General features: G+C 65.2%; 24 protein-coding genes and 2 tRNA genes. 9 read left to right on the forward strand and 17 right to left on the reverse strand.

The window, feature by feature from the left end; all coding sequences use genetic code 11:
* Positions 1-42 precede the first annotated feature (42 nt).
* The 6 genes from rsmA to GSH16_RS09640 are packed head-to-tail and all read right to left on the reverse strand — an operon-like array spanning position 43 to position 7,503.
* Positions 43-897, reverse strand: coding sequence for a 16S rRNA (adenine(1518)-N(6)/adenine(1519)-N(6))-dimethyltransferase RsmA (gene rsmA, locus GSH16_RS09615; protein WP_160854430.1), 855 nt, complete (start codon positions 895-897; stop codon positions 43-45).
* A complete protein-coding gene (gene pdxA, locus GSH16_RS09620) occupies positions 894-1,886 on the reverse strand; it encodes a 4-hydroxythreonine-4-phosphate dehydrogenase PdxA (RefSeq protein ID WP_160854432.1) in 993 nt (330 codons plus the stop codon). The genes rsmA and pdxA overlap by 4 nt, the downstream gene beginning before the upstream one ends.
* The gene (locus GSH16_RS16080; protein ID WP_160854434.1) at positions 1,886-3,124 is read right to left on the reverse strand and encodes a peptidylprolyl isomerase; all 1,239 of its coding nucleotides are present in this window, start codon (positions 3,122-3,124) and stop codon (positions 1,886-1,888) included. Before GSH16_RS16080 ends, pdxA begins: the two co-directional genes overlap by 1 nt.
* Before the next feature lie 15 nt (positions 3,125-3,139).
* Positions 3,140-5,287 (reverse strand): LPS-assembly protein LptD, encoded by a 2,148-nt coding sequence (locus tag GSH16_RS09630; protein ID WP_160854436.1) that lies wholly within the window; start codon positions 5,285-5,287, stop codon positions 3,140-3,142.
* Entirely contained in the window at positions 5,288-6,388 is a 1,101-nt protein-coding gene (lptG, locus tag GSH16_RS09635) for an LPS export ABC transporter permease LptG (protein WP_160854438.1), read from the reverse strand.
* Positions 6,385-7,503 carry an LptF/LptG family permease gene (locus GSH16_RS09640; protein ID WP_160854440.1) on the reverse strand — a complete coding sequence of 373 codons (1,119 nt, stop codon included), beginning with the start codon at positions 7,501-7,503 and terminating at the stop codon, positions 6,385-6,387. Before GSH16_RS09640 ends, lptG begins: the two co-directional genes overlap by 4 nt.
* Before the next feature lie 135 nt (positions 7,504-7,638).
* Here GSH16_RS09640 and GSH16_RS09645 point away from each other — a divergent pair, with 135 nt between their 5' ends.
* Positions 7,639-9,108, forward strand: coding sequence for a leucyl aminopeptidase (locus GSH16_RS09645; protein WP_160854442.1), 1,470 nt, complete (start codon positions 7,639-7,641; stop codon positions 9,106-9,108).
* A gap of 4 nt (positions 9,109-9,112) precedes the next feature.
* Entirely contained in the window at positions 9,113-9,574 is a 462-nt protein-coding gene (locus GSH16_RS09650) for a DNA polymerase III subunit chi (RefSeq protein WP_160854444.1), read from the forward strand.
* Positions 9,575-9,578: 4 nt separating this feature from the next.
* Here GSH16_RS09650 and GSH16_RS09655 read toward each other — a convergent pair whose 3' ends face one another.
* The 3 genes from GSH16_RS09655 to GSH16_RS09665 are packed head-to-tail and all read right to left on the reverse strand — an operon-like array spanning position 9,579 to position 12,657.
* Positions 9,579-10,160 (reverse strand): retropepsin-like aspartic protease family protein, encoded by a 582-nt coding sequence (locus GSH16_RS09655; RefSeq protein ID WP_160854446.1) that lies wholly within the window; start codon positions 10,158-10,160, stop codon positions 9,579-9,581.
* Positions 10,160-10,783, reverse strand: coding sequence for a MarC family protein (locus GSH16_RS09660; protein WP_160854448.1), 624 nt, complete (start codon positions 10,781-10,783; stop codon positions 10,160-10,162). The genes GSH16_RS09655 and GSH16_RS09660 overlap by 1 nt, the downstream gene beginning before the upstream one ends.
* On the reverse strand, positions 10,780-12,657 hold the full coding sequence (locus GSH16_RS09665; protein WP_160854450.1) for an ABC-F family ATP-binding cassette domain-containing protein: 1,878 nt from the start codon (positions 12,655-12,657) through the stop codon (positions 10,780-10,782). Before GSH16_RS09665 ends, GSH16_RS09660 begins: the two co-directional genes overlap by 4 nt.
* A 181-nt stretch (positions 12,658-12,838) precedes the next feature.
* Between GSH16_RS09665 and ndk the strand changes: the two genes are divergently transcribed.
* Positions 12,839-13,261: a nucleoside-diphosphate kinase gene (gene ndk, locus GSH16_RS09670; RefSeq protein WP_160854452.1), complete on the forward strand. Its 423-nt coding sequence runs from the start codon at positions 12,839-12,841 to the stop codon at positions 13,259-13,261.
* On the opposite strand, the gene GSH16_RS09675 is transcribed toward ndk, so the two are convergent.
* Genes GSH16_RS09675 through purM form a run of 3 tightly spaced genes read right to left on the reverse strand, consistent with a single transcriptional unit; the run spans position 13,228 to position 15,264 of the window.
* Entirely contained in the window at positions 13,228-13,614 is a 387-nt protein-coding gene (locus GSH16_RS09675; protein ID WP_160854454.1) for a TfoX/Sxy family DNA transformation protein, read from the reverse strand. The genes ndk and GSH16_RS09675 overlap by 34 nt on opposite strands.
* The gene (gene purN, locus GSH16_RS09680) at positions 13,607-14,221 is read right to left on the reverse strand and encodes a phosphoribosylglycinamide formyltransferase (protein ID WP_328803207.1); all 615 of its coding nucleotides are present in this window, start codon (positions 14,219-14,221) and stop codon (positions 13,607-13,609) included. Before purN ends, GSH16_RS09675 begins: the two co-directional genes overlap by 8 nt.
* Entirely contained in the window at positions 14,218-15,264 is a 1,047-nt protein-coding gene (gene purM, locus GSH16_RS09685) for a phosphoribosylformylglycinamidine cyclo-ligase (protein ID WP_160854456.1), read from the reverse strand. Before purM ends, purN begins: the two co-directional genes overlap by 4 nt.
* 117 nt (positions 15,265-15,381) lie before the next feature.
* Here purM and GSH16_RS09690 point away from each other — a divergent pair.
* The 3 genes from GSH16_RS09690 to GSH16_RS09700 all read left to right on the forward strand — a co-directional run bounded on the left by GSH16_RS09690 (position 15,382) and on the right by GSH16_RS09700 (position 18,065).
* Positions 15,382-15,457 (forward strand) — tRNA-Ile (locus tag GSH16_RS09690).
* A gap of 326 nt (positions 15,458-15,783) precedes the next feature.
* On the forward strand, positions 15,784-17,016 hold the full coding sequence (locus tag GSH16_RS09695) for an acyl-CoA dehydrogenase family protein (RefSeq protein ID WP_160855184.1): 1,233 nt from the start codon (positions 15,784-15,786) through the stop codon (positions 17,014-17,016).
* Between the two features lie 5 nt (positions 17,017-17,021).
* A complete protein-coding gene (locus GSH16_RS09700) occupies positions 17,022-18,065 on the forward strand; it encodes a phosphotransferase family protein (protein WP_160854458.1) in 1,044 nt (347 codons plus the stop codon).
* Here the strand turns inward: GSH16_RS09700 and GSH16_RS09705 are convergent.
* The gene (locus GSH16_RS09705) at positions 18,049-19,383 is read right to left on the reverse strand and encodes an ATP-binding protein (RefSeq protein WP_160854460.1); all 1,335 of its coding nucleotides are present in this window, start codon (positions 19,381-19,383) and stop codon (positions 18,049-18,051) included. The two genes, GSH16_RS09700 and GSH16_RS09705, sit on opposite strands and share 17 nt — an antisense overlap.
* 53 nt (positions 19,384-19,436) lie before the next feature.
* Here GSH16_RS09705 and GSH16_RS09710 point away from each other — a divergent pair, with 53 nt between their 5' ends.
* Both GSH16_RS09710 and GSH16_RS09715 read left to right on the forward strand, forming a co-directional pair.
* Positions 19,437-20,348 carry an MBL fold metallo-hydrolase gene (locus GSH16_RS09710; protein WP_160854462.1) on the forward strand — a complete coding sequence of 304 codons (912 nt, stop codon included), beginning with the start codon at positions 19,437-19,439 and terminating at the stop codon, positions 20,346-20,348.
* A gap of 150 nt (positions 20,349-20,498) precedes the next feature.
* Positions 20,499-20,573 (forward strand) — tRNA-Asn (locus GSH16_RS09715).
* A gap of 127 nt (positions 20,574-20,700) precedes the next feature.
* Here the strand turns inward: GSH16_RS09715 and GSH16_RS09720 are convergent.
* Entirely contained in the window at positions 20,701-20,985 is a 285-nt protein-coding gene (locus GSH16_RS09720; protein WP_160854464.1) for a PQ-loop repeat-containing protein, read from the reverse strand.
* A gap of 4 nt (positions 20,986-20,989) precedes the next feature.
* On the reverse strand, positions 20,990-21,403 hold the full coding sequence (locus tag GSH16_RS09725; protein WP_160854466.1) for a hypothetical protein: 414 nt from the start codon (positions 21,401-21,403) through the stop codon (positions 20,990-20,992).
* 113 nt (positions 21,404-21,516) lie between these two features.
* On the opposite strand from GSH16_RS09725, the gene GSH16_RS09730 reads away from it, so the two are divergent.
* Positions 21,517-22,203, forward strand: coding sequence for a winged helix-turn-helix transcriptional regulator (locus GSH16_RS09730; RefSeq protein ID WP_160854468.1), 687 nt, complete (start codon positions 21,517-21,519; stop codon positions 22,201-22,203).
* Between the two features lie 27 nt (positions 22,204-22,230).
* Here GSH16_RS09730 and GSH16_RS09735 read toward each other — a convergent pair whose 3' ends face one another.
* Both GSH16_RS09735 and GSH16_RS09740 read right to left on the reverse strand, forming a co-directional pair.
* Complete coding sequence (locus tag GSH16_RS09735) at positions 22,231-23,121, reverse strand: SMP-30/gluconolactonase/LRE family protein (RefSeq protein WP_160854470.1); 891 nt, start codon at positions 23,119-23,121, stop codon at positions 22,231-22,233.
* Entirely contained in the window at positions 23,114-23,866 is a 753-nt protein-coding gene (locus GSH16_RS09740) for a FadR/GntR family transcriptional regulator (protein ID WP_160854472.1), read from the reverse strand. The genes GSH16_RS09735 and GSH16_RS09740 overlap by 8 nt, the downstream gene beginning before the upstream one ends.
* Between the last annotated feature and the right edge of the window lie 93 nt (positions 23,867-23,959).

The raw sequence follows: 23,959 nt of genomic DNA on the forward strand, positions 1-23,959 counted from the left end.
TTGGACATGCCGCGCCCTATCAGGGCGGGGCAAGCGGCGCGGTCAGGCGCCGCGCATCTCCGCATAGGTGCGGCTCAGGCGGCAGAATTCCTCGACCGAGACGGTTTCCGCACGCGCCGTCGGCGGAATGCCGGCAGCGTCCAGCAATGCCACCGGATCAACGCCCAGAGGTTTTAGTGCTGCGCGCAGCATCTTGCGCCGCTGGCCGAAGGCGGCGGCCACAACCCTGTTCAGAATATCGGCATCGGCTTCGAAACGCGGTTCGGGCAGCGCCGTCAGGTGCACCACGGCCGAAGAGACTTTCGGCGGCGGGGTGAAGGCTGCCGGCGGCAGGTCGAGCACGATCTTCGCATCCGTCCGCCATTGCGCAAGGATCGACAGGCGGCCATAGGCCTTGCTGCCGGGCTTCGCCACGATCCGCTGGGCCACCTCGCGTTGGAACATGAGCGTCAGGCTCGACCAGAAGGGCGGCCAGTCGCTGGGCGTCAGCCAGCGGACGAGAAGCTCGGTCCCGATATTGTAGGGCAGGTTGGCAGCCACGGCGATCGGCGGGCTCAGATGGTCGAGCGGATCGATCTCCAGCGCGTCGCCCTCGATCACCTCCAACCGGCCCGGATAGGCTGCGGCGACCTCCTGCAGGGCCGGAATGCAGCGATGGTCCCGCTCCACGGCGACAACCTTGCGCGCACCCTCGAAGAGAAGCCCCCGCGTCAGGCCGCCGGGGCCGGGACCGATTTCCAGCACATCATGGTCGGGCAGGGCGCGGACCTGCCGGGCGATCTTGCTCGTCAGGTTCAGGTCGAGCAGGAAATTCTGCCCCAACGACTTCCGCGCCGAGAGGCCATGGGCGGCGATCACCTCGCGTAGCGGCGGCAGTCCGTCCTGCGCGGCGCTCATGACACGGCCCCGCGGCGGGCGGCCAGTTGACCGGCCAGCTCCAGCGCCGCGATCAGGCTGTCGGGGCGTGCGATCCCCTGTCCGGCAATGTCATAGGCCGTGCCATGATCGGGCGAGGTGCGCAGGATCGGCAGGCCAAGCGTGACATTCACGCCGCGGTCGAAATCGAGTGTCTTGATCGGGATCAGCGCCTGATCGTGATACATGCAGACCGCACAGTCGTAACTCGCGCGCGCGCGGGCATGGAACATGGTGTCCGCAGGCAGCGGTCCGCGCAGGTCGAGCCCTTCGGCGCGGAGCCGGTCGAGGAGCGGGGAGATGATCTCGATTTCCTGTTTCCCGAACCGGCCATCCTCACCTGCATGGGGATTGAGGCCCGCGACAGCGATGCGCGGCGCGGCAATCCCGAAATCCCGTTGCAGTCCGGCATGGGTCTGCCGGATCACGGCTTCGAGCCCGTCCGCTGTCAGCTGTTCGGGAACATCCTGCAGGGCGATATGGATGGTTGCGGGCACCACCCGCAATTCCGGCGCGGCCAGCAGCATCACCGGATCAGAGGTGCCGCAGAGGTCGGCCAGAAACTCGGTATGGCCGGGGAACGCGAAACCCGCGCCCGCTTTCAGACCGGCCTTGTTGATCGGGTTCGTGACTACGGCGCCGGCCAGCCCCGCCTGCGCGTGATCCACAGCCAGTTCGATCGCATCGATGATGGCCGGTGCGTTGGCAGGGTCCGGCGCGCCCGGTGTGAATGAAGCGGCAAAAGGACGGTGCAGGACGGGCAGCCCGTCGGCCATGACCGCTATGGCCTCTCCGGGTGCCCCGATCGCGCGGATCGGCGTGCGGGTTTTTTCCGCCAGAGCACCGAGCCGGTCGATGTCGGAGATCAGGTAGAAGGGCAGCCTGTCGTTCAGCGCGGTCCAGGCCTTGAAGCTCAGCTCCGGCCCGATCCCTGCGGGATCGCCGCTCGTCAGCGCCAACGGGGCCGGCATCATTGCCGGACCACGACCGCGTTGCGTTTCAGTTCCTGCAGATAGCCTTCGGACAGGCTGTTGAGCCGCTGGTTCAAAAGCTGCGTGCGCACTTGCTCGCGCTGCTCGGGCGCAATGTTGCTGGCACGGTCGCAAAGCATGACGACCCGCACCGCATCCGCGGTCCGCACCACATCGGTCTCGCCCGGATCGAGCCGGTCGATCACCTGGCGCAGATCGCCCGGCAGCTGGCTCGGCAGCACCGGTTTCACGCGCCCGCTGCCGGGGCCGAAGTCGGGCACCCGGGCTGAAAGCGACAGGCAGTCATCCAGTTCGCGCTGCACCGCAACGGCGCGTTCCTCGGCCTCGCGCAGCGCGGTCTGGCTGACCGGATTGGGCAGCGGGATGACCAGTTGGCCGTAGGCGACCGTCAGTTCCGGCGGGGCGGTGCGGCTGTCCACGCGGACCTCGTGCAGTTTCAGGATCGACAGCCCGTCGGGAATCTCGATCGGCAGCGTGACCTCACCGGGCGAGAGCGCAAGGATCTGGGTGGCGATGGCTGGCGGCAGGCTGCCCACTTCAAGCCAGCCGAGCGATCCGCCTTCTGCGGCGTTGTTGGAGCGGGAATATTCCCGCGCGGCGGCGGCGAAATCACCGCGGCCGTTCAGCTGGTTCGACAGGCGTTCGGCCAGTTCGCGCGTGGCCTCCTCGCCGCGTTCCTCGAACGGCATGGCGATTTCCGAGAGGCGTACGCTTTCCTGCGTCGAGCCGCGCCCGAGCGACAGGGCCGCATCCACATCGGCGTCCGACGGGGTGGCGCGGGCGCGGAACCGGCCCTGCACGACCTCCCGCCATGTGACGCCGGCCTTCACGAAATCGTTGAGCGTTGAGGCCGCGATGCCGCGCTGTGCGAGCGCGTCGCGCAGTTCGGCCGCGGTCAGGTTGCGGCTCTCGGCAAACTGGGCGACGGCCAGTTCAAGGCTTTCTTCTTCCAGTTCCAGACCGAAGGAGGCGCCGGCCTGCAGTTTCAGCCGCTCGTCGATCAGCTGGTCGACCGCCAGTTCCTGCCGGTTTCCCGGCGCGCCGAGCGCTTCGAGAAACAGGGCCCGCTGTTCGATATCATAGTAGGTGATGGCCGAATTGTTCACCAGAATGGCCGTGGAGAAGGGATTTTGCGCCTCTGCCGCCACCGTGCCGCCCAGCGCGGCCGCCAGTGCCAGCGCCAGAACCCGGAAGCTGCGTTTCACATTCTCGATCACTCGGTCACCCGTTCATCATCGTCCACACCGCTGTGACGGCCAGATTGTCTCTCCGTCACCGCCGAAGCCGGCCAGCGTCACCGTCAGGCCGACATTGGTCGACGGGGGGACATTAGCGGACTCCGTGAACCGACGCGACACCTTCAGGTCGGCTCGAATGCACTCATTGCCATAGGTGACGCGCCCTTCACCATAGATATTCTTGCCCAATTGCAGGTCCCTGCGCCATTCCCCGCCGATTTCCCAGTTTCGCGCCACCCTGTAGGCACCATCCACAAGGAACTCGTTGCGCGGGTCGCTCGAATCGCTGGCGGAATTCTGCGCGATGTAGAAATGCGAGCCGGTGACGGAAAACCGCTCCGATGCGTAGCCGAAGCGCGTCTCGTTGCGCGAGAAGCTGAAATCCGTGTCGAAGAGCGACCGATTGACGAACTGGAAATTGGACGGCAGTTCCAGCGACAGGGCGCTGACGAAATCGCTCGTCCGACCGTTCAGACCCGAGCCTTCCGCGAACTGGTCGAAGTCGGAGGCACGCAACACCTGTCCAACGGTCAGGCCCAGCGTCCAGCCCGCGGGATTGAAATAGGTGTAAGTTGCGCCGAGATTGGCCCGTAAGCCGGTCTCGTAGGCGTCATTGCCCGGATAGCGGTTGGTGGCGAAGAGATTGGTCTCGTCGAACTCGACCGAGGTGCTGTCCTCGTTCGGCACCTGATCGTTGAAATCCGGATCGGCCGTGTAGAGAAGCTGCGCCACCGGTTCGATCACATGGGTGGCACCGCCCGACTGGCGGGCAAAAGGCCAGCGCAGCTCGAACCCGGTCGTCGGCACGAGCCGGGTGAGGAACTCCTCGTCATAGGCCGGATCGTCCCAGACCCGGTAGAGATCGGCATTGGCGGAAGCAAAGGCGCGGGTCAGGATGCCGGAATCGAGCGCCCAGTCCCTGGTCCATTCCACGCCAAGTCCGCCGCGCCCCACATCGCGCCCTTCCTCGCGCGTCAGGCCCATCGCGTTCGCGGTGATCGCCACCTGTCCGTCGAAGAAATCGTCGCGCAGGTAGCTGCGGTAGTTCACCTCCGGCAGGATGAACGGCACCGTCGCCTGATCCTCGTCATCGCGAAGCGTCTGGAAGGCGAAGGCATTGGCGAACAGATAGTCCCGCGCTCGGTAGCGCTCGATGGTGACCGTGCTCTCCAGCCGGTCGGTGTTGGAATAGTCGAACTGGCGCAGGAAACTCTTGTCGGACGCGCTTTCCAGCGAAAAGCCGGTCTGGAACCCGTCGAGAATGTCGAAGGACCCGTCCGCAAAAAGAAAACCGCGCCCGTCGCCTTCGTCCAGCCCGTCTGCGATCGAGATGGCACCGGTTGCGTCGAACTCGCCATAGGTGAACCGCTGGCGGTACTCGCCCTCCAGCACTGCGCCGCCCTTGCCGGTCAGGAAGGGCGTGATGGTCGTGTCGGCATAGGGGCCCAGCGGAATGTAGAAGGGCGTTTTCACGCCATAGCCGAAGATATCGGAGTTGAGAAATTCCGGCACAAGGAAGCCGCGCGCGCGACGCACGGACGGGTCGGGCACGCGGAAGGTCGGCAGGCGGAGCACCTGCTGGCCGAGAATGTCGAAACGTGCGCCCTCGAAATAGATCTGCTTCTCCAGATTGTCCTGCACCACCCGTTCGGCGCGGATCCGCCAGAGCGGGACGGGTGCCTCGGCACATACCTCGCAACTGCTCGCCACCGTGTTGAAGAGCGTCGTGTAGCGTCCGCCCTCGGATCGCCGCAGGCCCTCGGCCGCCAGTTGAACGCGATCCGCCAGCAGCACGCGGGCGCCCTGAATGAGCCCTTCGGTCAGGTCGGGTTGCAGTTCGGCTGCCTGTGCCAGCACCACCTCGCCCTGACCGTTTGACAGGAAAATCGGCCCGTCGATGAAGACGCGCTCATTCTCCACATCATAGCGGATGCGCGTCGCCTTGAGCGTGTTCGGCCCGTAAAAGGCTTCCAGATTGCCCTCGGCAATCAGCATGTTGGCGGACGGATCGAAGATGACGCTGTCGGCCAGCAGCGTCACCGGCGCGTCTTCCGTGCCCAGCGTCTGGGCGCGAAGCGGCGGCCCCGGCTGGGACAGAAGGAAAGCCGTTGCGATCAGGACCGGCAGGCGGCACGCGCGCATCTAGCCGTCCTCCAGATGCAGCAGCAGGCCCAGCGCAAGCATCACGGCCGCCGCCGAGGGCACCCATGCAGCGATCATCACCGGCACCTGACCGGCCGAGCCGAGGCTCTGGGCAAAAACGGCAATGAAATAGAGGAAGAAGCCCGACACGACCGCCGACAGGACCATGATGCCCATATGGCCGAACCGCACATGGCGGAGCGAGAAGACCGCCCCGATCAGGACCATGGCGACGAAGAAGAGCGGCTGGGCCAGCTGGTTCTGGAAATAGAGCCGGTGTCGCGTGGCGCTGAAGCCGCTCTCCTCCAACTGCAGGATAAAGCCCGGCAGGGCCGTGAGCGGCAGGGAAGAGGGCGCCGCGAACCCGTCAAGGATCAGGTCGGAGGTCAGGTCGGTTGGAACGTAGTAATCCTCATGCGCATAGGACTCGCGCGCATCTTCGGTGCCGTCGGCGGCAAAGCCCCAGATCCGTGCATTGCGCAAATGCCATTGGGCCGGTTCCAGCGTCGCGGAATCCGCCTCGATCCGCTCCGCGATACGCCCGTCCTCGTCGAAGATGAAAAAGCGCACCCGTTTCAGTTCCGCTCCATCGGGCGAGGCGCGGTTGGCCTGGATGACCGCCTGACCCGATGCATCGCCCTGCCGCAGCCATAGACCGCTGTTGGACAAGGAGAGCCGGGTCAGCACCTGGCCCTCTTCCTCGGCAGCAAGAATCTCGGCGCGCTGGCTTGTGGCGATCACGATCGGGTTGAGGACGAGGATCGCAAAGACACCAAGGCACGCGCCGATGACGCAGGGCACGAACACCATGCGCAGGCTCGACACGCCGGCGGCGCGCGTCACCACCAGTTCGGAACTGCGCGACAGGCCGAGGAAGGTCACAAGGGCCGAGATCAGGATCGTCAGCGGAAAGGCCTGTTCGATGATCGCCGGCGCGCGGTAGAGCGTGATCGCGGCAATATCGATGAAGGCCACACCGTCGCGGGACATCTTGCGCAGGTTTTCCACCCCGTCGAAAATCACGACGAGCGCGAGCACCACCAGCTGCACGCGCAGGAATCCCATCAGGAACCGCCAGGCGACGTAATAGGCGAGCGTCATGCCACCACCTCCGCACCCGCTGCCCTGCGGCCCGAGAGCCGCCAGAGAAGGAAGAAGGTCAGGCCCGCCGCGGTTCCCGCCGGCAAGAGCCCGAGCGGCGCCAGCGCAGCATTGGTCCGGATGGCCGAGAGCGCGGCAATGGCCAGCACCTGCACCGCGATGCCCGCGATCACGGCGAAGATGATCCGCCGCGAAAACCCGCGCCGCTGATAGCCGCCGAACAGGATCGTCGCGAGCGCAAGTGCGGGCAGGAAGAGCGCGATGCTGGGTGTCATCAGTTTTTCAACGCCCGCTGCCACATAGAGCGCCTCGTCCCGCTTGGGGATGTCGAGCATTTCCTGCGTCGGCGAAAACAGGTCCCGCAGCGGATATTCCACAGCCGATTTCTTGCGGTCGTCGGCGCTCGCCGTGTCCATCTCGAAATCATAGGAAAACTGCTCGAACTGCACCGCCGACAGCGTGTCCCGCGGCGCGCCGTAAATCTGCGCCAGACCGTCGAACATGACGATCCGCAGGAATGCGTCGTCGCTGAGCAGCAGCGCCTTGTCCGCCGTGTAGGTGGTCACATTGCGCAGGTCGCGCTGGTCATGAAGGAAAATGCCCCGCAACTCGCCGGAGGTGGACGCATCATCGACAAAGACCGTCACCCCGCGTTCGGGATGCATGAAGGCGCCGGGCGTCAGGATGCTCGATACCAACTCATTGCCGACGGCAAGGCGCCGCTCGGCAAGAAGCGTGGTCGAGCGCGGCACCAGATAGAGCGACAGGAGCAGGAGCAGCGCCATCACGCCGGCGCCGAAAATGAGCATCGGGCGCAGGAGCGCCCAGGGACTGAGGCCCGAACCCAGCATCACGACAAGCTCCGATTCACCGTAGAGCTTGTTGATCGTGTAGAGTGCCGCGGCAAAGGCCGACACGGGCAGCACCTGCAGGATCACGCGCGGCAGGATGAGCGAGGAAAATTCCAGAAACAGCATGGCTGCGCTCGAATTTCCGACCACATAGTCGAGCAGTTTCAGCGATTGCGTGAGCCAGATGATCCCGACGAAAACCAGCGTGAAGAAACCCAACGGGCCGAGCAGCTGCGCGAGCATGTATCGATCGAGGGTCTTCATCCGTGACTGCCTGCCTTCGCATTTGTTGCCATGCTCTGAATTCGGCCTATTGGCTTGGTGGCAACTGGTCAAGCCCGCGGAAACCCGATAGGTCTGCCTGCAAGCTTGGATCCACCCATTATGCAGGAGTATCGCATGACCGCGCCACTTCAGATCGATTTTCTGGAAACCGACACGTCGAATTTCGCCGAAACCGAGGGGCGGATCGTTGCCTTCATCGGCGAGGACGGGGTGCTGGAGCCCTCGGCGCGCAAGCTGAACCGGCTGATGAAGGGCGCTCTGGCGCGCTTTTCCGACAGCAAGGCGTTCGAGAAGCTGGAGGCCGGTGCAGGCCAGTCTTTCGACTATCCGGCCGGACTGGCGGCCGAGGCCGTTCTGGCCGTGAAACTGCCGCGCAAGGCGGATGCCGATACGGGCCGCAAGGCGGGTGCCACGATTGCCAAGTTCCGCGGCACGGCGCCGCTGACCATCGTGGCGGGTGCCCACAAGCAGGCCGCACAGATCGCCTATGGGCTGGCGCTGCGCGACTACGGGTTCGACCGGCACAAGACGGCGGACGCGCCCGAGGATGCGCGCAAGGTCGCTTTCATGGTCTCGCGCCCCGAAGCAGTGGCGGCCGAAGCCGCGCCGATGGCCGCACTGGCCGAGGCGGTCTTCTTCACCCGCGATCTGGTCAACGAGCCGGCCAATGTTCTGACAACGACCGACTTTGCCGCGCGGCTTGCCGCGATGCAGGATCTTGGCCTCGATGTCGAAATCCTCGAAGAGGCGGAGCTTGAAAAGATCGGCATGCGCACGCTTCTGGCCGTGGGGCAGGGCTCGCGCAGCCCGTCCAAGGTTGTCATCATGCGCTGGAACGGTGCGGGCGATGCCCAGCCGTTCGCGCTCGTCGGCAAGGGCGTCGTGTTCGATACAGGCGGTATCTCGCTGAAGCCGGCCGGTGGCATGGAAGACATGACCATGGACATGGGCGGCGCGGGTGTCGTGGCGGGCGTCATGCGCGGTCTGGCGCTGCGCAAGGCCAAGGCCAACGTGATCGGCATTGTCGGCCTTGTGGAAAACATGCCCGACGGGGATGCCCAGCGCCCCGGTGACGTGGTGCGCTCGCTCAAGGGCGACACGATCGAGGTGATCAATACCGATGCCGAAGGGCGGCTCGTTCTGGCCGACATCATGTGGTACGTGCAGGACCGGTTCAAACCGCGCGGCATGGTCGATCTGGCGACGCTCACAGGCGCGATCATCATCGGTCTGGGGCATGAGAATGCCGGTGTCTTCTCCAACAATGACGATCTGTGCAACGCCTTCCTGAAGGCGGCTGCGGAAGAGGGCGAGGGCGCGTGGCGCCTGCCGCTGTCGCCCGCCTATGACAAGCTCTTGAAATCCGCCGTGGCCGACATGGCCAACGTTGGCGGCAGACCGGCGGGCTCGATCACGGCGGCGCAGTTCCTGCAGCGCTTCGTCAAGGACGATACGCCGTGGATCCACCTCGACATTGCCGGTGTGGCTGCGGTCAAGACCGACACGGCACTCGCACCCAAGGGTGCGACCGGCTGGGGCGTGCGCGCGCTCGACCGGCTGGTGCGCGACCTGTTCGACGAGTGATCCCGTGGCCGAGGTGCTCTTCTACCACCTGACCGACAGCACGCTGGATGCGACGCTGCCCGATCTGGTGGAAAAGGCGCTCGGCCGAGGCTGGACCGTGGCCATCCGCGGACCGAACGAAGAGGGGCTGGCGGCGTTGAGCCGCCGGCTCTGGGGCTGGAAGGATGTGGGCTTCATGGCCCATGATCTCGCACCGTCCGCGCCCGGTACGCCGGTCATCCTGCACCCTGACGCCGCAGTGGAGGGGCGCGATGTGCTGATGGTCGTCGACGGGATGCCCCTGCCGCTCGATGCGGCCGCCACGCCGGCGCGAACCTGTCTGATCTTCAATGATGCCGATGCGGCCCATGTCGATCAGGCGCGGGCCGACTGGAAGGCGGTCGGCGCGGCCGGCCTCAAGGCCACCTACTGGGCGCAGGCGGACGGTAGATGGGTGAAACGGGCAGAAAACACGCCCGGCGCCTGATCCGTCAGAAGTGGAGCCGCATCCGGTCGCCCGCAATCTCCACCCGGCCGAACCGTTCCAGCGCCGTCATGCCAAGAAGCGAGATGTCGAGCGGCCCGCCATTCACCGACACGTCAACCGGACCGAGCTGGACGGGACCGATGCGAAAATCCTCCACCCGGGCAGCAGCGGTCGCCACGACCCCGTTGGCGGTGCGCGCGCGGCCGCGATAGTCGAGCGCCTGCGGGTCGAGACCCGCGCTGGCCGCATCCGCCTGTGATAAGACGATCAGCGATGCGCCTGTATCTACAATGAATTCAATTTGTTCGCCATTGACGGTGATGTCGGCTCTGAAGTGTCCATCGGGCGCGCGGGCCAGTTCGATCACGCCATCTTCGACACTGATGGCCCGGCGCGGGAACAGTTGCGGATCGAAGGTTGGCCAGGCCGCATAGACGAGCACGGCACCGGCGAAGATAAGCGCCCAGATCGCGGCCTGTTGAAGGGTCCGGTTCAGGTCGGACCGCATGGTCACGAGCCATGAGGACAGGATGAGGGCACCCAGCAGGACCAGATAGATCAGGTAGCCTGCATCGCTGCCCTGCATCAGCCGCCCATGCCAAACAGGCCAAGGTCGGAAATGCCGTCGAGCACGAACTGCACGGCGAGCGCGGCCAGCAGCATGCCCAGAAGCCGGGTGATGACATTGATGCCGGTCTGGCCGAGCACCCGCTCGATCAGACCCCCCATCATGAAGAGGCCCAGTGCTGTCAGCACCACCAGCAGAACGACGCCGAAGATCATCATTTGCGCGGGCAGATCGCCGCTGTTCTGGCCCATCAGAAGGACGATGGTGGCCATCGCGCCCGGACCGGCAATCAAAGGTGTCGCCAGCGGAAAGATCGATGGATCGGGTTTGATTTCAACGGCTTGTTCGCGCCGGTGGGTGCGTTTCTCGAAGAGCATCTCGACTGCGATCAGGAACAGGAGCAGCCCGCCGGAGATCCGGAACGCCGGCATCGAGATGCCGACAACACCAAGCACGGCTTCGCCGAACAGGCCGAACAGCACAAGAAGCCCGAAGCCGACCGCGCTCGCCCGCAACGCCACGAACCGCCGGCGGCGCGGCGACATGCCCTGCGTCAGCGCGACGAACAGCGGCGCAAGTCCGATCGGGTCGATGATCACGAAAAGCGTCGCGAACGCCGTGACGGCCAGTTCCAATGTCATGCGGTCTGCCCCGTTTCGGCTTCCAGTTTCTGTTCCGCCTCTACCCAGAGCGCCTCGGCCCGGTCAAGGGCGTCGAGCACCTCGGCCCGTTTGACCTGCAGTTTCGTCGCGTCCGCCACGCGGGCGGCGTCGTATATGTCGGGGTCAGCCAGACGGCGGTCGATCTCGTCGCGCATCTCTTCAAGCTTGGCAATCCGCGCTTCGGCGCGCGTGACCTCGCTTTTCAACTGCCGCAGCACGTCGCGCGACGGTTGCGGCTTGCGCGCCGGTTTCGGCTGCACAGTATCGGGCTTCGGTGCCTTGCCAGCGGACCGGCTGTCGGCCAGCAGCATGTCGCGGTAGCTGTCCAGATCGCCCTCATAGGGCCGGACCTGCCCACCCTTCACAAGCCAGAGTCGATCGGCCACCAGCGACACGAGATGCGGGTCGTGGCTGACGAGGATCACCGCGCCGCTATAGGCGGTCAGCGCGCGGACAAGTGCCTCGCGGCTGTCGATGTCGAGATGGTTTGTCGGCTCATCGAGGATGATCAAATGCGGCGCGTCGATGGTCGCGAGCAGGAGCGACAGCCGCGCCTTCTGCCCGCCCGAGAGGCGCGACACTTGCGTTTCGGCCACCTGCGCGGGCAGGCCGCCGGCAGCAAGCCGGCTGCGGATCTTGCCCGGCAACTCGTCGGGACGCAGTCGCCGCACATGCTGGATCGGCGTCTCGTCCAGCACCAGTTCGTCCACCTGATGCTGGGCGAAATAGCCGATCCTGAGCTTCGAGGATGCGATCTTGCGGCCGCCCATCAGCGGCAGCCGGTCCGCGATCAGTTTCGACAGGGTCGATTTGCCCTGACCATTCGCACCCAGAAGCGCGATCCGGTCATCCTGATCGATCCGCAGGTCGAGATGCCGCAGCACCGGCTTGCCATCATAGCCGACCGTGGCCTCTTCGAGTTTCAGGATCGGCGGGGCCAGTTCCTCGGGATCGGGAAAGGCAAAATTTGCCACGGCACATTCCTGATCGATCACGATCTCCGGCATCTTTGCCAGAGCCTTGATCCGGCTCTGGGCCTGCCGGGCCTTGGATGCCTTGTAGCGGAACCGGTCGATATAGGACTGCATATGCGCGCGCTGCAGATCCTGCTGCTTCTTGTTGGCCACAAGCTGGGCATGCCGCGCGCGGCGGACAGTGTCGAATGTGTCGTATGGACCCTGATAGAGCGTCAGCTTGCGCTGGTCGAGATGCAGGATCGCACCGACCGAACGGTTCAGAAGCTCGCGGTCATGGCTGATGACCAGCACCGTATGCGGATATTTTCCGAGATAGGATTCCAGCCAGACGGTGCCTTCGAGGTCGAGATAGTTGGTCGGCTCGTCGAGCAGCAGCACATCGGGTTCCGAGAAGAGCACCGCCGCCAGCGCCACGCGCATCCGCCAGCCGCCGGAAAAGTCCGAGCAGGGGCGGGACTGGTCCTCGGACGGGAAGCCGAGGCCGCGCAGGATCGAGGAGGCCCGTGCCTCGGCGCTATGGGCCTCGATATCGGCAAGCCGGATCTGGATCTCGGCGATCCGCGCCGGATCGGTGGTGCTCTCGGACTCTGCCAACAGGGCCGCGCGTTCCGTATCCGCCGCCAGCACCGTGTCGAGCAGGCTGTCGGCGCTTGACGGCACCTCCTGCGCCACGCCGCCGATGCGGGCGTTGCGCGGCACCTCGATCGTGCCCGATTCCAGCGGCAATTCGCCCCGGATCAGCCGGAAGAGCGTCGTCTTGCCGGTGCCATTGCGGCCGACAAAGCCGACCTTGTGTCCCGACGGGATGGTCACGGACGCATCCTCGAAGAGCGGACGGCCCTCCATCGTGAAGGTGATATTGCTGATCCTGAGCATGGCGCCCTGTGTTGCCCTTGTCCCGCCGCTTGTCAATCGCTGCCCGCGCGCGGCCCCGCCTGTTGGTGGCGCGGTCCGGCTTTTGGGGCTTTCGCCGCAGGTGCACCCATGCTATGCGCCCGCCAGAACACGGACAACGGCGCGAACCACGGGGGTTCGTGCAGGAAAAAGGACATAGAACATGGCCATTCAGCGCACCTTCTCGATCATCAAGCCCGATGCGACCAAGCGCAACCTGACCGGCAAGATCAACGCCAAGCTCGAAGACGCTGGCCTGCGGATCATCGCCCAGAAGCGTATCCACCTGACCAAGGCCCAGGCCGGCGTCTTCTACGGCGTCCACAAGGAACGCCCGTTCTACGACGAACTGTGCGAATTCATGTCCTCCGAGCCGATCGTGGTTCAGGTTCTCGAAGGTGAGAACGCGATTGCCAAGAACCGCGAAGTGATGGGCGCGACGAACCCGGCCGAAGCCGCAGACGGCACGATCCGCAAGGAATTCGCGCTCTCCATCGGTGAAAACTCGGTTCACGGTTCCGACGGTGAAGACACGGCCGCTGAAGAAATCGCCTATTTCTTCGCAGGTCTCGAACTGGTCGGCTGATCCGGCTTTTCGATCACCCCGATTTCGGAGAGGGCCGCATCCAGAGGGGTGCGGCCCTTTTTCGTGTCTCCGATCGGCTCCGCCGCCCGGGCTTCGGCCACGAGCCGGTCGAAGATGGTGCGCAGCCGTGCCTTTTCCTCGGGCTGGAGGTCGGTCCACGGGCGGCCCTGCAGGCCGAGCCAGAGCGCGTAAAAACCGATGAAATGCGGCCGCGTGCCGGCGCGCACCAGCCGTTTGTAGCTTTCCTCGGCACCGAGCGCGCGGACCTCTTCTGCTGAATGAAGCCCGGCGCGGGCGAAACCCGCTTCCGAGCGCGGGCCGATATTGCGGATCGCCGAGACCGGCTCAGCCATCATCCGTTCCGAGGATCGCGGTCGGGCTGCGGTCGCCGGCGGCGACCTTGCGCAGAACCGCCGGGTAGAGCCGGTGTTCGAGCGGTAGCAACCGTGCCGCCAATGTCTCGGCCGTATCCGTCTGACGCACCGGCAGGATCGCCTGTCCGAGGATCGGGCCGGCATCGAGATCGGGTGTCACCTCATGCACGGTGCAGCCATGCACGGCCATGCCCGCATCGAGTGCGCGCTGGTGCGTGTCGAGCCCCTTGAAGAGCGGCAGAATGGACGGGTGGATGTTCAGGACGCGCCCCGCCCAGCGGTCGAGAAAGACCGGCGTCAGGATGCGCATGAAACCCGCGAGGCAGATGATGTCCGGCGCGACCTTTTCCAGCGCGTCGTTGAGCGCGGCGTCGAACGCCTCGCGGTCGCCCTTGAAGGCGCGGTGGTCGATGGTCTCGGTCGGCACGCCGTGTTTCGCGGCACGCGCCAACCCGCCGGCGCCGGGCCGGTTCGACAGGACCAGCACCGGTTTGCCCGGATGGTCGTCGCGCGCCATATCGCGCAAGAGCGCCTCCATGTTGGAGCCGCTGCCCGAGATCAGGCAGGCAACGCGGGCGTGGTTCACGCGAGCGTGCCCGAATAGACCATGCCGGGCCGGTCGGTGATTTGGCCGATCCGTGTCACGCTTTCACCTTCATCGGACAGCAGGGCCGTCAGCCGGTCTGCTGCCGCGGGCGCGACGGCAAGGATCATACCGACCCCGCAATTGAAGGTCTTGAGTGTTTCGGCCTCGTCCATGCGCGCGGCACCGGTCAGCCAGCGGAAGACGGGCGGCAGGTCCCAGCTGTCGAGGTCGATCTCGGCCCCGAGACCTTCGGGCAATACCCGCGGCAGGTTCTCGGTCAGACCGCCGCCGGTGATATGGGCGAGCGCATGGACGCCGCCGGCCTGAATGGCGGAAAGGAGCGGACGGACATAGACGCGTGTCGGCGCCAGAAGCGCTTCGCCCAGCGTGGTCTCTGCAAAGGGTGCCCTGGCATCCCAGTCGAGCCCCTCTGCCTCGACGATCCGGCGGACCAGCGAATAGCCGTTGGAATGGACGCCGTTGGAGCCAAGGCCGAGCAGCACGTCGCCCGCCGCCACGTCGCGGGGCAGGGCGGTGCCGCGTTCCATCGCCCCCACAGCAAAGCCCGCAAGGTCGAAATCGCCGCCATGATACATGCCCGGCATCTCGGCCGTCTCCCCGCCGATGAGTGCGGCGCCGGCCTGTTCGCAACCCGTCGCGATGCCGCGGATCACCGCCTCGGCCTGGTCGAGGTCGAGCTTGCCGGTGGCGAAATAGTCGAGGAAGAAGAGCGGCTCCGCGCCCTGACACACAAGGTCGTTGACGCACATGGCGACCAGATCGATCCCGACCGTGTCGAGCCGGCCCGTGTCGATGGCGATCCGCAATTTGGTGCCCACCCCATCCGTGGCGGCGACAAGGACCGGGTCGGCAAATCCAGCATCCTTGAGGTCGAAAAGCGCGCCGAACCCGCCAAGTCCGCCCGCCACGCCCGACCGGCGCGTGGCCGCCGCGGCCGGCTTGATCCGGTCGACGAGCGCATTGCCCGCGTCGATATCCACGCCCGCATCGGCATAGGTCAGTCCGGGTTTCGATTGGGTCATCGGGGCGGCTCCTCGCACAGGGATATGGCGCATCGTTTAGCGCAAGCATCCCGCGAAGGGAACCACCGGCGCGCGACTTGACCGGCGCCCGTGCGCACCGTAAGCAGCGAAGCAGGTGGGCCTGTAGCTCAACGGTTAGAGCAGAGCGCTCATAACGCTTTGGTTGCAGGTTCGAATCCTGCCGGGCCTACCAGATCGACCATATCTGAAACTCACCGATTCCGTGCGGACTCACATAGTGGTGACGGCCGTTCCGTGACAGATATGCTATCATTGATCGTCTGTTTTCGGGTGGGGGCCCTTCAACATGATGTTGGAACATGTCGAGTGGCTGATCGTCGGTGCGACCGCGGCCAGTCTGCTCTATTTCAGATTTCTCTGACCCGTTCCGGCCATCGCCGCGATTGATCGGCCCGTCAAAAATGTGCACCCTTTCCGCAGCATAGCGGAGGGAGGCAACAGTCATGGGCGAAACCGGGCAGGAGCGGCAGTCAGATGCAGGATGAGGCTGGAACGGTGATGGACCTTGGCCTGTCGGCCCGCGCCGGCAGATACCGGGACGAGATCCGCCGCATGATCCGGGACGAGATCGCGCCGCTGGAGGACGCCTTTTTCGACGAGGTCGGCCAGACCGGCGACCGGTTTGCCTATACACCACGCATGACCGAGATCCTCGAAGGGCTGAAGGCCAAGGCCCGCGATGCTGGCCTGTGGAATTTCTGGCTCGACGATTCCGAGGCCGGGCAAGGGCTGACCACGGTCGATTATGCCTATCTGGCCGAGGAAATGGGCAAGGCGCGGCTCGCCGCCGAAGTGTTCAACTGCAACGCGCCCGACACGGGCAACATGGAGGTGCTGCGCCGCTATGGTACGCCCGACCAGCAGGCGCGCTGGCTGGAGCCTCTCCTCGACGGGCGCATCCGGTCGGCCTATCTGATGACCGAGCCGGACGTGGCCTCGTCGGACGCGACCAACATCTCGATGCGCTGCGTGCGCGAGGGCGACCACTACCGGCTCGACGGGGAGAAATGGTGGAGCACGGGCGCGGGCGACCCGCGCTGCGCGCTCTATATCGTGATGGTGCGCACCGGCGGGCCGGACGCGCCGCCGCACCAGAGCCATTCGATGATTCTGGTGCCGGCCGACACGCCGGGCATCGAGAAGCTGCGCGCCATGGAAGTGTTCGGCCATGACGAGGCGCCGCACGGGCACATGCATATCCGGATGACGGATGTGCGCGTTCCGGCGGACAACCTGCTGGTGGGAGAGGGCAAGGGCTTCGAGATCGCGCAAGGGCGGCTCGGACCGGGGCGCATCCACCATTGCATGCGCGCGATCGGCCATGCCGAAGCGGCGCTGGAGCGGCTCTGCCAGCGGGCGTCGAGCCGCGAGGCGTTCGGCCGGACATTGTCGGAATTCGGCAATGTCCATGACACGATTGCAAATTGCCGGATGCAGATCGAGCAGGTGCGGCTCCTGTGCCTGAAAGCGGCTTGGATGATGGATCAGGGCGATGCCCGCGCCGCCGCTCCGTGGATATCGATGGTCAAGGTGGAAGCCCCGCGCGTGGCGCTGATGGTCGTGGATGAGGCGATGCAGCTCCACGGTGCGATGGGGCTCAGCCAGGACACGCCGCTGGCGGCCAGCTGGACCCATTTGCGCACCCTGCGGCTGGCCGACGGACCGGATGTTGTGCATCGACGGCAGGTTGCACGTGCCGAATTGCGGCGCTACCGCAACCGGCCGGTCTGACGGGGATGGCCGTCACCGGCTATCCCGACCTGCCGGACGCGGCGGCATTGCAACCGGTGATCGACCGGCATGCGCCGGCGTTCGGACCCATTGAATCGATTGAAAAGACCGCCGCCGGCCAGTCCAACCCGACCTTTGTCCTGACGGGGCAGGCGGGGGCCAGGATGGTTCTGCGCCGCAAGCCGTTCGGCACTCTTTTGAAATCCGCACATGCGATAGAGCGGGAATATCGCGTCATGGATGCGCTTGCCGGCACCGATGTGCCGGTGCCGCGGATGATCCATCTGGAGCCGTCCGGTGATCTGATCGGGGCGCCTTTCTTCCTGATGGACCATGTCGGCGGCGAGAGCCGGACCGATCCGCGCCTGACCGCCTGGCCCCGCGACCGGCGCGCGCCCGTCATGGCCGATATGGCCCGCGTTCTGGCGCGCCTGCACCGCCTTGATCCGGCGCGGATCGGGCTTGGCGATTTCGGCCCACCCGGCAACTATTTTGCCCGCCAGTTGGGCCGCTGGACCAAACAGTATCGCGCGACCGAGACCGGCCGGATCGGACCCATGGACGCGCTTATCGATTGGCTGGAGGACCATCTCGACCAGCGCGAAGTGGCGCCGCGGCTTGTCCACGGTGACTACAGGATCGACAATCTGCGGCTCGACCGCGCGGCGGGGCAGGTGCTGGCCGTCCTCGACTGGGAGCTGTCCACTTTGGGGGATCCGCGCGCGGATCTCGGGGCGGTCTTCATGCAATGGGCCATGCCGCCCGGGCGCCTGTCACGCGGGCTAGACGGCATTGACCGGGACGCAGAGGGGCTGTTGCCGGACAGGGCGTTCCTCGAGATCTACTGCGCGGAGGCGGGCCTGTCCGCGCCGCCCGACCTGCGCTTTGCGATCGCGTTCAATTTCTTCCGGATGGGTGCGATCCTTCAGGGCGTGAAAAAGCGCGGCCTCGACGGAAACGCATCCGACCCGGCGCGCGCGGCGGCGCTCGGCGCGCTGGTGCCCGACTATGCGACGCGCGCTCTGGCAACGATCAACGCGGGATCCTGATCGTCGCCCTGAGCCCGCCGAGATCGGCGGAATCACCCAGTTCCAGAACGCCCCCGTGGCTGCGGGCTGCGTCGGCCGCAATAGACAGGCCGAGCCCGACATTGCCGCCGCGCTCGACCGACCGCGCCTCATCGAGCCGCGCGAAGGGGCGCATGGCTTCCTCCCGCCGGTCGGCGGGGATGCCAGGACCATTATCCTCCACCGTATACTCGAGCGTCTTTTCCAGAAGCGTCACCGACAGGCCGACCCGCGTGCCGAACCGGTGCGCATTGTTGAGCAGGTTCTGCACGGCCCGTTCCATCGCGCTGCGCCGCATGGCCACCTGCCGGTCCTCCGGCGTGTCGCAGCGCAGAGCCAGCGACACGGTCGCGCCGTGGCGGCGGGCATCTTCCACCAGCCCTTCGGCCAGCGATATGGCATCGACCGGTTCGGTCGCTTCCAGACTGTCGCCGCGCGCAAAGGCGAGAAACTCGGCCAGCATCCGCTCCATATCATCGACATCGCGCAGCATCTCGGCAGCCTCCGGCTCGTCGGGCAACAGCGAGAGCGACAGTTTCAGCCGCGTCAGAGGCGTGCGCAAATCATGGCTGACGCCCGAGAGCATCAGCGTGCGCTGCTCGATCTGGCGTTCGAGACGCGAGCGCATGGACAGGAATGCATTGCCCGCGCGGCGGACCTCTTCCGCGCCACGCGGGCGGAACTCCAGCGACCGGCCCTTGCCGAACGCTTCCGCCGCTTCGGCGAGCCGGCGGATCGGGCGGACCTGGTTGCGCAGGAAGAGCACCGCGATGATCGTGAGGAGGATCGATGTCAGGATCATCAGGACCAGAAGCTGATGCGGGTTGGAGGCGCTCACCCGGTCGCGCTCCACCAGCACCCGCAGGACGCCCTTTTCCGTCATCACCCGCATATCCACATTTCCCGCGTCACTCGCCAGATCGACCTGGATCGGGGCATTGACCCGTTCGCGCAGCGTGGTGATGACCGACCGGCCGGACAGGTCGTAGAACCGCACCTGATCCTTGGGCGGGATGCGGTCGTTCTCCTCGATCGTCAGGGCCAGTTCGAACGGTCCCGCCAGTTGCACGAGCGCCGCGCGGGCCGCGGCAAGGTCCGGCGCCTGTTCGATCTCCTGCACCAGATAGTTGATCTCGCTGGCGAGCGGACGCGTCATCTGCGCGGTCACCTGCGCGAAATGCCGCTGGATGAAGGCCGTGGCCACCACAAGCTGCAACGCCACGATCGGTACGACCATGATGAGCAGCGCGCGCCCGAACAGGCTGCGGGGCATATAGGACTTGAGCCAGGAAAAATTCATCGTCACAACAGGGTTACGCGCGGGCCCGAAGGCTGGCAAGACCGGAGGCAGCTATGCAATCCCCGTTCCGGACAGATCACCGGCCGACCTACGGGCGGCCCGAGGCGATCTCTCCGCTCTGTCAGGTGGTGACGGCGGCAAATGCCGGACCGATGACCTTCACCGGCACGCGATCCTATCTGGTCGGGGGCGATGAACTGGCGATCATCGATCCCGGTCCTGACGATCCGGCACATTTCAAGGCGTTGACGGCGGCTGTGGACGGGCGGCGCGTGGCTGCCGTGCTCGTGACCCATGCCCATGTCGACCACAGCCAGGTGGCGCGGCGGATCGGCGCCGCGCTGTCGGCCCCCGTTCTGGGCTTCGGGCCGATGCCCGCGCCCGATCTGCCGCCCGCCTTCCGGTCGGCCGCACTTGGCGGTGGGGAGGGGATTGACGCTGGGTTCCACCCCGACGAACGACTGGCCGACGGGGATGTGGTGACCGTCGACGGGCTGACCGTGACCGCGCTCCACACGCCGGGTCATCTTGCGGATCATCTGAGCTTCGACTGCCCTGACGCAGGGCTTCTCTTTTCTGGCGATGTGGTGATGGGTTGGGCAAGCACGATGGTCTCGCCCCCGCAGGGCGGCCTGACGGCGTTCCTCCAGGCGCTCGACCGGTTGGAGCCCTTGGCAGACCGGCGGTTCTGCCCCGGTCACGGCGCGCCGGTGGACGACCCGGGCGCCGTGATCCGCTACCTCCGCGCGCATCGCGCCGCGCGGACCGTGGACATCCTCGATGCGCTGGCCGAAGGGCCGAAGACTGTGCCGGAACTGACGCAAGCGATTTACACGGATGTGCCGGTGACGCTCCTTCCGGCGGCCGAGCGCAACGTTCTGGCCCATGTCATTGCGCTGGTCGAAGCGGGGCAGGCCCATGTCGGGGCGACCTACTCCCCACGATCCAAGATAGAATTGCTATGATATTTCAGAAGGTTGCGTGGCTTCTGTTCGCAGCGTCGAAGCTCTCTTTGGGCGGCGGTCAAGCGCAACAGAAAAAATCCCGTCCACTGATCGTTCTGCTCTTGTCGCCCCCGAACCGCTTTGCTATATCGCTGCCACCGAGCAGGCTGTTCCGGCGTAGCTCAGTGGTAGAGCAGTTGACTGTTAATCAATTGGTCGTAGGTTCGAATCCTACCGCCGGAGCCATTTCCAAAGTTTCGAGCTGAGCATAAGATCGCCATTCCAGGCGGGCATAGGCTATTCGCGCTCGTGTCAACTTATCCGTCTTGCTTCCAACCCTCGCGCCGATCTGAGCCGGTCGCGGCGAAAGTGATCAGGCAGACGATCCTGCCTGACCACCGGTTTTCAAAGTTTGTGTCAGCAGTGCCAGAGCCATCAGGCTGCCGAGGCCGGCAAATGTCGTCATGGCGGTCGAACCGACGGACAGGGCGTAGACCAGCCACAGGAGATTGCCACCGCACTGGAAGGCATTGCGCGATCTGCTCTGACCGCGCGCAAGGTCCGGATTGCGCAGGTTTGCGACCAGTTGCGGGACCGAGGAGAAGAGGGTCATCGCGCCAGCGATGAACCCCAGTGTTTCGACAAACATCGCATCCATCGGATCAGCTCCAACGATAGTGCGGCGCACGCTCGCCGCAGAAAAAGCGCAGCACATCGACAGTGTCGACAATGAAGGACACGGCATTCGTCGCCAGCAGGATCACCAGCCAGTTCTGCAGGTCCGGATAGTGCGCGATCTCCGTGGTCCGCGTGGCCATCCAGGCAAACATCGGGATCCAAAGGATATGGGCAATGCCCAGCAGCCGCACAAAGCCGAACCGCCGATGGATCAGCGCCTGCAGGATCACCGCAACTCCGGTTGTGGCGAGCACGACCTGCGCTTCGGGATGCTTGATGAAATAGAGGCAGGCGAGGTTCACGCCGACCAGCCAGACACTCCAGATCCGGGGCACCGGGCGAAACCGGAGGAACACGACGCCGAAAATCTGCAAGGTGCTCTTGAGGAATTCATACATGAGAAGGTCTCCTATCTTTCTGAGTTGATGACACTTGGATAGGAGCGGGGGCCTTGCCGGACTACTTTCCGGCGCGTAGGGATGGACTACGGATTGCGTAGTTAGGGGGAGCGATGAAATACGGACAGTTCTGCCCCGTGGCGAAGTCGGCCGAGATACTCGGCAACGGCTGGACGCTCCTGATCGTGCGCGAATTGCTGATGGGCAGCTCGCGCTTCTCGCAGCTGGAAAAAGGGATGCCGCGCATCTCGCCGACCGTCCTGACCAAACGTCTGAAGGAGCTGGAGGCGCATGGCGTCATCATCAAGCGGCCGATCAGCGGCCAGCGCGGGTTTGAGTATTTCCTGACGCCGGCCGGCAAGGAACTGGCGCCAGTCATCGAGTCGCTCGTCGTCTGGGGGATGCGATGGGCGCGCGACGAATTGCGCGATGATGAAATGGACGTGGCCTTCCTGATGTTCGACATCGAGCGGAACATCGTGTCCGACGAACTGCCGGGCGGGGAAACGGTGCTCTGTTTCCAGTTTCCCGATCTGGAGGAATATCAACGCTGGTGGATCGTGTGCGACGGGGACAAACGCGACCTGTGCTACCAGGACCCGGGCAAGGATGTGAGCGCCTATGTCACTGCCGCATCACGCGACCTGATCGGCGTCTGGATGGGGGATCTGCCGGTCGGTCAGGCGCTGGATGACGACAGGGTCACACTCTTGGGCGACAGTCTGGTCTGCCGCCGGTTCCGCAAATGGTTCCCGCTTTCCTCCGCCGCCGGTGTTCCGCGCCCCGGCCCTGCGGGGTGAAGGCACGGGATTGCCAGGCGTCCCGGCTTACCCCGTCCGGAAACGGTTCTCCGGCAGGCCGCGCGTGTCTGTTCTGAGCGCAAAAAGCGACCCGGCGAGCCGGTCGGTCGGATTTTTCTCCGCCGACGCCGTTGTGATGAACAGGGTGGACAGGTCGGGGCCGCCAAAGCAGCAAGTGGTGATGTTGCGCACCGGCATGTCGATCACGCGGTCGATGCCTCCGTCTGGCGACACCCGCACGATGCAGCCACCGAAATAGCGGCAATTCCAGATATATCCCTCTGCATCGATGGCGGACCCATCGGGCAGACCGCGGTCAAACCCGCTGAAATGCGGCTGGCGGTCGCCGATATCGCCGGTTTCGGGGTCGAACGGATAGGCGCGGATCTCGTTTGCCAGCGTATCGCCGAAATAGAAGGTCTGTCCGTCGGGCGCCCAGCAGAATGTGTTAGAGATGCCGATGCCGTCGTCGAACGGCTCCAGATTCTGGCCCGCGCGATACCGGTAGAGCGTGCCGCGATCCTGCGCGAACTCCTTTGCTTCCCCGTCGCGACCGACATTGTTGCCCATCGTGCCGACCCAGAAGTTGCCCAGCGGATCGGACCGGCCGTCATTGAACCGGACGTCGGGCCAGCCATCGAGCGTCACGCCCAGATCCTCGCGCGCGGCCGTGGCGGGGTTGAAAAGGATGAGCGTCGAGCCGAGCGCGACCAGAAGCCAGCCCGGTCGGTCGGTCAGGGACAGGGCGACGACCGGCTCGTCGAAGATGTGGCTTGTCACGGCGCGCGTGTCGAGCGGCATCCTGTGCAGGAGGAATCGGTTGATATCGGTCCAGTAGATACAGTTCTCCTCCGCGCTGAAGGTCGCGGCCTCGCCGCAAATGTCACCGGTCGGGGCGATACATTCCAGTTCAAGCATCTGTCGGTTTGCCTTCCTGTTGGTGGTCGGGCGTGCGGGCAGGGGGCGGCGCCACGGACCCGTCGATATATTTCAAGCCCTGGTCGAGATGCTCTGACATGTAGAACTGGAACCGGAGCCGGTCGCGTCGCGCCAGTGCCTCGAGGATCTCCGCATGGGCTTCATGGGTCTTGACGAGCCCATCCGTCTGCTTGCCCGTCCGCATCAGGCGGCAGATGAGCGGCTCCATGGTGCGATAAACCGCCAGCACCGTGTCATTCCGGGCGATGGACAGCAGGGCCGCATGGAAGGCGAAGTCGCGTGCCGCGGCATCCTCCTCGGACGTGGCGGTCAGGATCGAGTCGTTGATGGCGGCCAGCCGCGCAAGGTCATCCCCTGTGCACTGTGCGATCAGCGCGTCGGCTACACCGACTTCGATCAGCCGTCGGAAGCCCTGCACATCCATGAAGGTTTCGCGCGTCAGGGTGAGTTGGAAGGAGAAGAGGTTCAGAACCGCGTCCATCTGCCGGTTGACGATGACGGCACCGACTTTCGGGCGCACATCGATCACGCCATAGGCTTTCAGGATGCGCACGGCCTCCCGCACCGTGTTGCGGGCGGCATTGAACCGCTCCCCGAGCTCGCGTTCGCTCGGCAACGGGTCCCCGACCGACAGGCCCTCGGTCGCGATCATCATCTTGATCGCATCGACCAGCTGGTCGACGGCGCTGGTGGTGCCGTTTTTGGGTGTGCCGGTGTCGGACATGTCATCGCCTTGTTGGACCAGATGGAAGGATAGGTCCATGCGGCAGGAAGGCAAGTGCTGATTTTATTCTGATTTTTGCAAAAAAGGATCAGG

The organism is Oceanomicrobium pacificus (genome assembly GCF_009833495.1).
In the GTDB taxonomy this organism is placed as follows: domain Bacteria; phylum Pseudomonadota; class Alphaproteobacteria; order Rhodobacterales; family Rhodobacteraceae; genus Oceanomicrobium; species Oceanomicrobium pacificus.